General features: G+C 61.4%; 5 protein-coding genes. 4 read left to right on the top strand and 1 reads right to left on the bottom strand.

From position 1 onward, the window contains the following. The first annotated feature begins 76 nt into the window (after window positions 1-76). Window positions 77-538, top strand: coding sequence for an SRPBCC family protein (locus ACTHNE_RS00835; protein WP_324941160.1), 462 nt, complete (start codon window positions 77-79; stop codon window positions 536-538). A 147-nt stretch (window positions 539-685) separates the two neighbouring features. Next, window positions 686-808 carry a hypothetical protein gene (locus tag ACTHNE_RS00830; RefSeq protein WP_440268325.1) on the top strand — a complete coding sequence of 41 codons (123 nt, stop codon included), beginning with the start codon at window positions 686-688 and terminating at the stop codon, window positions 806-808. A 526-nt stretch (window positions 809-1,334) separates the two neighbouring features. On the opposite strand, the gene ACTHNE_RS00825 is transcribed toward ACTHNE_RS00830, so the two are convergent. Beyond that, window positions 1,335-4,574, bottom strand: a complete 3,240-nt coding sequence (locus ACTHNE_RS00825) for a TonB-dependent receptor (protein ID WP_440268324.1) — start codon at window positions 4,572-4,574, stop codon at window positions 1,335-1,337. Between the two features lie 489 nt (window positions 4,575-5,063). On the opposite strand from ACTHNE_RS00825, the gene ACTHNE_RS00820 reads away from it, so the two are divergent. Both ACTHNE_RS00820 and ACTHNE_RS00815 read left to right on the top strand, forming a co-directional pair. Beyond that, window positions 5,064-6,077: a LacI family DNA-binding transcriptional regulator gene (locus tag ACTHNE_RS00820; RefSeq protein WP_440268323.1), complete on the top strand. Its 1,014-nt coding sequence runs from the start codon at window positions 5,064-5,066 to the stop codon at window positions 6,075-6,077. A 61-nt stretch (window positions 6,078-6,138) separates the two neighbouring features. Then, entirely contained in the window at window positions 6,139-7,434 is a 1,296-nt protein-coding gene (locus ACTHNE_RS00815) for an MFS transporter (protein WP_440268322.1), read from the top strand. The last annotated feature ends 275 nt before the right edge of the window (window positions 7,435-7,709 follow it).

Genomic DNA, 7,709 nt, shown 5'->3' with positions numbered 1-7,709 from the left:
TCGGCGCAGCCAAGGGCTGGAATGCGTTCGTCGGCCGGTCGATCACACAGCCGGTCTCGATCACGGACGGTGAGTAATGAACCTTCCATCTCGCCACGATGACATTCCCGGCTGCTTCAGCGCAGAAGTAATTGTTGCAGCGCCGGCCTCCGTCGTTTGGGACCGGCTGGTCAGCCTTCACTGCATGCGCGAATGGCTCGGCGGCAGCGATTTCTCGATCGAGGTAGAGACGACCTGGGAGGAGGAAAGCGCCATTGTCATTCGCGGCGTGCATCACCAGCGTTTTGAAAACAGGGGCACGGTGCTGGCGTTCAGGCCATGGGAGATGCTGAGTTTCACGCATCTGAGCTCGCTCTCTGGGCTTGCGGATTTGCCATGCAATTACACGACATTGAGCTTCGCGCTTGAAGATGCCGGTAGCCAGACCATCCTTAGATTCGTGGCAGCTGGATTTCCCACCGAGTCCATCTATAAACATCTGCAGTTCTACTGGTTGGGAACGCTCGATGTCTTCAAGCAGTACGTCGAAGATGCCTGAGAATGAGCTGGTGCAGCTGTTCGCACGCGACGTAAATCTGCGCTTGACCGACCGTGGCGATGCCCAGCGCCAAGCCTGATTTCGCATCGATGCCGGCGCTAAGCAGGGCGTAAGCGGAACAAGCGCCAGGCCGCTGCCCACGGCGCCTTGAAACACGTCGATATCCAAGACACCGTCGGGCAGTGGCAGGACGACGGCCAGCTCGCCGATATGGACGCGATAGCCTTTGCGTTCCAGCGCCGTTGCAGCGCCTGGTTGCGCGCGCTGTAGAGACGCTTCGATCGGCGCAGATGCCGCATATAGTCCCCGTCGCGCATGAATTGCGCGATCGCGCGCTTCAGCGCGATGGCAGCGGCTTGGCATTGCGCGGTGTTCATTTCCTTGCTTCCCATATATCCGGCAACGTTCAAAACCCGATGACTTGGCCGCTATATGGCGCGAAAAACGGCACTCGCTACGTATAGCGGCTCCGCTTGGCATTCCTGACGGTGGTCATCATCCGGATGACGTACGGGTATGCGCTTCCCCCTCTAGCACAGGTCTATGTGAGAGGATGTCAACGTTTGATGTAGCGACGCCATGAATTTCGCTGGATACGACGAGCATCACGCTTCGGCGTGCAAGACAGGCGCGCAAGTATTCCAACAAGTATTCCAATAGGTCATCAGCACGCGCCTGCATGCAAGTGCAACGATGCCGCGCGAGCCGACACGGAATGCAGTAGACGTTGACACAAAGCTTTCATGTGCGTTTTTTCCGTGCGGGCGTATGCCGCACGGAAAGTGGCGCGCACTCCTCAGAAATTCGCCCGCAAGCTCAGGTTGAACCGCGTGTCGTCCCGGAAGAAGCCCTTGGGCACGCTTAGCCCGTCGGTGTTGATGATCTCCCTGGTCTTGAAGGTGGAGTTCAAGATATTGGCCACCTGCAGCGACACCTTCACGTGGTCGGTGAGCGCATAGATGATCGAAGCGTCCAACTGGCCCTGCGAATCGGCCATCACCGGCAGGAACGGATAATCCGCCTCGTAACCGGTCACCAGATACTTCGAGCGCCAGTTGTAGGCCAGGCGCGTGGAGAGCGCGCCCTTCTCGTAATAGAGCGTGAAGTTGTAGGTGTTGCGGGATAGCTCGTACGGCGGCAGTTTTTGCTGGTTGACGCACTGTGTGGCCGGCGCATAGCCGCTGGGGCAGAAATTGGCCGAACCGTAGCTCAGGTTCTGCGGCTTGATGTAGGTGTAGTTCATCTGCGTGCCGAAACCGGACAGCCAACCGGGCAGAAAATCGTATTTCTGCTGATAGGCCAGCTCCGCGCCACGCACACTGCCGCCCTTGTTCAAGTTGGCCAGGCCAATGGTGTATTGCTCCGGATAGCTCACGCCATTGTTGGTCACTGTCGTGTTGACCACGCTGGTGATGGTCTGGATGGTGTTGTTCAACTGCTTGTAGAACAGCATGGCGGAGATCGAGCCGGCATGCCCGAAATACCATTCCTGCGTGATGTCGAAGTTGTGCGCGGTGATCGGTAGCAGGTACGGATTGCTGCCGCTGTAGCCATTGCCCACGGTCGGCACGGTGCTGCCATTGGTGCCGTAGGGCAGCAGGCCGCTGACCGACTGGCCTGCCTGCAGTTGGTTGAGCGTGGGTCGATAGATCGACTTGGAGAACGCGAAGCGCGTGATCAGGTCGCCGGTCCAACCAATCGCAAGGTTGAAGCTGGGTAGCCAGTTGTCATAGGAGTTGCGGGCGGTGATGGGGCTGTACGCGCCGTTGGCGAAGGTCATGTACTGCTGTTGCTGCGCCGGCGTAAGCGCGCAGAACGTGCCCGGTGCCGGCGTGCTGCCGCCTTGCGTCTGGTTGAGGCAGTACTGCGCGATGCTGATGCCATTGAGTACCGCCGCCTGGTTCGGCACCGTCAGGTAGCCTGTCGCGTCATCCTGTGTGTGCACGTAACGCATGCCCACGTTGCCGCTGATCTGCAGGCCGCTCAGGAAATCGGTGTTGTCGTTGCCGAAGTTCAGGCGTACGTAGGCGGCGTTGGTTTTTTCCTGGTTGGAGGCGACTTCCTGCGGCAGATAGAACGTGCCTGGCACGAATACATCGCCGGTTACGTATTGAGGGCGCTGGTAGAGCGTGTAGTAACGGCCGACGCTGCCAGGCGGGTTCATTGCGATCGCCTGCTGGTTGATCTGCTGGATGACCGCCGCAGCCTGGTGGAATTGCGTAAGCGGGTTGAGGTTGAAGAAGGGCGCTACGATGCCGCCGAAATTGCTGCCGCTGAAGCCCGGCAGGTTGAGCGTGTACAACGAGGCGGCGCCGGGGGTATCGGCGGCGGTAACCGCGTTCTGCCCGTACGGCGAGCTGATGCCTTCGTAGTTGTAGGCGGAGTTTTGCACCGTTTCGCGTTGGTCGGAATGCCGCACGCCGAACTGGATGTTGTCCAGGAAACTCGCGTCCACGTCGAAAGTGCCGTCCAGGCGGAAGGTGCGCTGGTTGCCCCAGGAATTGGCGAAGTGGTCCTGCGCTGCTGACCAATAGGCATTGTTGGGATCGCTGTAATACTGGGCCGCCGTTTGATTGGGGTTGGGCGAAAGCAGGCTGACGCTGGGCGCGCTGTTGCCGTGCAGGGTAAGGCCCCAGTTGGCCTGCGTCATCTCGCGGATGTAGTAATAGAAATTGTTGAAGGTGGATTTCGTGTCCTGCGCATCGAAGCTCAGATGCAGCCGGTCGTTGACGTTCCACTTCAGGTTGAAGCTGTAATCGTTGGTGACGTAGCGGTTGCGGTACGCGGTGGTGTCGAACTGCGTCTGCATGCCGCCGTAGGTGATGGGCAAGAAACTCGATGAACCCGGCGCGCCGCCGATGATGCCCGACTGGAATACGCCGTTGGCGTCATAGACAGGCGTTGCGCCAGCTACTGGTACGGCACAGCCGGCCAGCGATTGGCCGAAGGCGCAGCCATCGGTCGAGGCCTGCAAGGTATGCTCGAAAGTGGTTTCGGTATCCGATGCACGATCCCATTCCAAGGTGGCTTGCCATGCCTTGTCCGGGCTTTCCCATTGCGCAGCAAGCGCGTGGCCGAAGCGCGTGCTGCTTTCGTTCTGCACGCGCAGGTCGGCGCCCACCGGTACATAGGCATATTGGCCCGGCGCCAGGCCGGGAAAGCTGTCGGTGCGCCCGTTGGGTAGCGAACAGCCATCGCAACGACGCTGGAAGTCCACCAGCGAAATCGCGTTGTCCTGCTGCTTGATGCGGTCGTAGGCGATATTGGCCAGCACGCCGAAACGGCCGATCTCGGTGTTCCAGTTACGGCTGAAGAGACCCGCGATCTGCGGCGTGCCGTGCTTGTCCAGGTTACCCCAGTAGCTGCCGACGGTGATGGAAGCCTGCGTATCCTTCTTGCTGTCGAAGGGCTTGCGCGTATTCAAGTCAATGGAACCTGCGATGCCGCCTTCGATCATGTCGGCGGTCTGGTTCTTCCTCACCACCACCGAGCCGATCAATTCCGGCGACACGGTGAAGAAGTTCAGGCCCTGGCCGCCGCCGGCGGAAAATACTTCGCGCCCATTGAACAGCGTGCTGGTGTAAGGCAGGCCCTGCAGGCTGATATCCGAACCCTGGATGGAGAAGTGATCCGGATCGGCCGCGACACCGAAGGCGCTCACGGCGATACCCGGCACGCGCTTCAGCGCTTCGGTGACCGAGGTGTCGGGCAGGGAGCCCGCGTCCTGCGCCGAGATCGCATCGACCACCGTATCGGCGTAACGCTTGATTTCCTGTGCGCGGTTCAAGCTGTTGGAGTAGCCGTTGACGGTAAGGCCGCTGAGCAGCTTGGCTTCTTTTTCGTCGGCCTTGGTGGCGGCGTCTTTCTTCTTGTCCGTCGTCTTCGTGTTGGTAGTTGCGGCCTGGTCGCTGGCTTGCGGCGCAGGCTGATCGGTCTGCGCGTGCAGCTGGCCGGCGGCGAACAAGATCATCACGATCGCGAAGGACAGCCGGCACGGCTGGCTGACGCTGCGCGCATGCATGGATTGCTTCTTCATTCCTTAAATCTCCCCATTGCAGTGAACCCCCGCCACCGTGCGCCTGAGGCGATGTCCGGAAGCAAGGCGGCGAAGTTGCTGCAGAGCGCATTGCGGCGTCCTCCGTTTTGGAGGCGCCCCTTTTTCAATGCTTCGAAGTGGCGGCGTCCCAACCATCGAAACTTCATCAACGTCATTCCAGCGAAAGCTGGAATCCAGCGCCTTTGACCCAAAAGTCACTGGCTCCCAGCTTTCGCTGGATGACGCTATGGAGTTCCCGGCGATCGACGCTTTGACGTTCGAAGCAAGGCTGTAACTCCCCTCGCGTTGCGCACTGCAGCATGCGGGTTTTCGCCCGCGACGCAAGCTATTAAAAATGTACAAGCGCTGTCAATACGAAAATACCAGCGCTGGTACTTTGGATCGATGGAGGTGAAATCCAGGTGGTTGCGCACCCCGGGTTTTGGGTTAGCATGCGTCGCTGAAAGCCACACAGGGTGGAGCGATACATTGCCTGCGAGAATCGAAGACGTCGCTGCGCATGCCGGCGTGTCCACCAAGACCGTGTCCCGCGTCCTCAATGGCCATACCAGCGTGCGCGCCAAGCTGCGCGCGCGCATCGAAGCCTCGATCCGCGCACTCAACTACGTCCCCAATCCGGCCGCACGCGGCCTGGCGGGAAACCGTTCGTATCTGGTCGCGTTGCTGTACGACAACCCCACCGCCAACTCCAGCTACATCATGGAGCTGATCGTGGGCGTGCTGCAGGCCTGCAAGGGCACGCCATACAACGCGGTGCTGCATCCGTTCGAGGCGGGCGACGACCTGGCCGCGCGCATCGACGGGTTCGTGGCGACGCACCGCCCGGATGCCTTGGTGCTGGTGCCGCCGCACGCGAACAACGCCAAGCTGCTGCAACGCCTGGATGAGCTGGACATCCGTTATTCGACCATCTCCTCAAAGCTGCGCCAGGCACATATCGACATCGGCTTCGACGAGCGCAAGGCGGCGGCGGACATCGTCGAGCATCTGATTTCGCTCGGGCACCGGCGCATCGCCCACGTCGCCGGGTTGCAGGGGCATGGCGCGCGTACCTGGCGGCTCAACGGCTATCGCGATGCCTTGCGCAAGGCTGGTATCGAGTACGACGAGTCGTTGGTGGTGGAGGGGGATTTCACGTTCGAATCGGGCCTGGCCGCCGGCGGAGAACTGCTCAAGCGGCGGCGCCCGCCCACGGCGATCTTCGCCGCGAACGACGACATGGCCTGTGGCGTGATCCGTGAGGCCTACCAACGGGGGCTGGCCATTCCCGATAATCTATCGATTTGCGGGTTCGACGATACACCAGTGTCGCAACTGATCTCGCCTGGCCTGACCACGGTGCGCCAGCCCTGCCGCGAGATCGCCTGCCTGGCCGCCGAAAGCGTGCTGCAGTCGATCCGCGACCCGGCCATGCGCCTGCATGCGCGCGTACCGTACCAGCTGCAAATGCGCGCATCCACGACGGCGTTCAAAAAGCCGTAGGATTCGCTCCACGCCGTTGGGTTCGCCATGAGCCCGACCAGGGCTTAAAAGGATGCGAGCAGTGAGCGACGACACAGCCGAAACTGCGCTATACGGACTCCCTCGCCATGGAGCGACCGCCGATGCGACATGGCCCGCGCGCCAGGTCGGTTGGCTGTTCATGGCGATCTACGGCCTGGCCTATACGGGCTTATGGATGGCGCTGCTGCCGCCGATCCTCACGGGCCTGACGATGCGCGTGCATGAGATCGCACCCACGCATGCCACCAACAGCCTGTCGCTGGTGGTAAGCGTAGGCGCGTTGGTGGCGCTGCTCAGCAACCCGTTCTTCGGCCGCCTGTCCGACCGCACGACATCGCGCTTGGGCATGCGCCGGCCTTGGCTGATCGTTGGCGCCTTGGGTGGGATCGCGGGGCTGGCGGTCATCGCGACCGCGGCATCGGTGTCGCAGTTATTGTGGGGCTGGTGCCTCACGCAACTTGCCTACAACGCCCAGCTGGCCGCACTGGCGGCGATCTTTGCCGACCAGGTTCCGCCCGCGCAGCGCGGTACGGTATCCGGCATCGTCGGCATCAGCCTGCCGGCGGGCATGATCGGCGGCACCTTCCTGATGCAGGCCCTGGCCGATTCCACGCTCGCCATGTTCCTGGTGCCGGCCGCCCTGGGCCTGGTCAGCGCGCTGATACTGGTGTGCTTGCTGCCCGATCAGCGATTGGCCGCCATGCCGCGGCAACGCTACGGATGGCGCGAATTTCTCGGCAGTTATTGGATCAATCCGCTGCGCTTTCCCGATTTCGGTTGGGCGTGGAGCAGCCGTTTCCTGCTTTATGCCGGCATTGCGGTGTTGATGACGTATCAGGGGTTGTACCTGATCCATCAATTGGATTGCGCGCCGGCCGAGGTGCCGCGCCGGGTGTTCCTGTGCACCCTGGTGCAGTTCAGCGCGGTGGCGATCTTCAGCGCCTTAGGTGGTGGCCTGTCCGATGCGCTCGGGCGGCGCAAGGTGTTCGTCTCCGGTGCGGCGCTGGTGTATGCACTGGCCTTGCTGATGATCGCGTTCACCACGTCGTATGTGTGGTTTCTCGCCGGCATGGCGGTCACCGGCGCCGCGCAAGGGGTGTATCTGGCCGCCGATCTCGCGCTGGTGAACGACGTGCTGCCACAACGCGAAACGCATGCGGCCGGGAATCTGGGCATTTTCAATATCGCCAACGTGATGCCGCAATCGCTGATGCCGGCGTTGGCGCCGGGCATTCTGTCAGCGAGTGGTGGAAGTTATACGGTGTTGTTTGTGGTGGCAGCGACGCTGGTTGCGTTGAGTGCGTGGGTGATCATGCCGGTGCGTGGGGTGCGCTGAGACAACCCGGTGCGCCAAACAGTCTCTGATTGAAGCGTGATTGGCGCCGAATCTTAAGGCAACACTGATCAAGTATCGCCGTCGTCATGATGCCTGGAAGGCTCGCAGGGTGTGTTGCGTGGCGCCGGGAAGACTGGCCGTCTTGCCAAGCCGCGCGGCGCAGCATGCGGGCCTTCCAGGCATCACCCCATCATTTAAATGCAATACGTAGGGCCAGCCCTGTCTGTCCACACGCCGCAGGTACCCGTCTCGACGATGCGCCAGTCTGCCTTCGC

Source organism: Dyella sp., from assembly GCF_051954575.1.
Lineage (GTDB): Bacteria > Pseudomonadota > Gammaproteobacteria > Xanthomonadales > Rhodanobacteraceae > Dyella_B.
The sequence above is the reverse complement of the archived record's forward strand: the minus strand, read 5'-3'. Positions and strand labels throughout refer to the sequence as shown.

Bases quoted from the DNA above. Each gene is read 5' to 3' on its own strand.
- ACTHNE_RS00835 (WP_324941160.1), top strand. From the start codon at position 77: ATGAACCTTCCATCTCGCCACGATGACATTCCCGGCTGCTTCAGCGCA.
- ACTHNE_RS00825 (WP_440268324.1), bottom strand. From the start codon at position 4,574: ATGAAGAAGCAATCCATGCATGCGCGCAGCGTCAGCCAGCCGTGCCGG.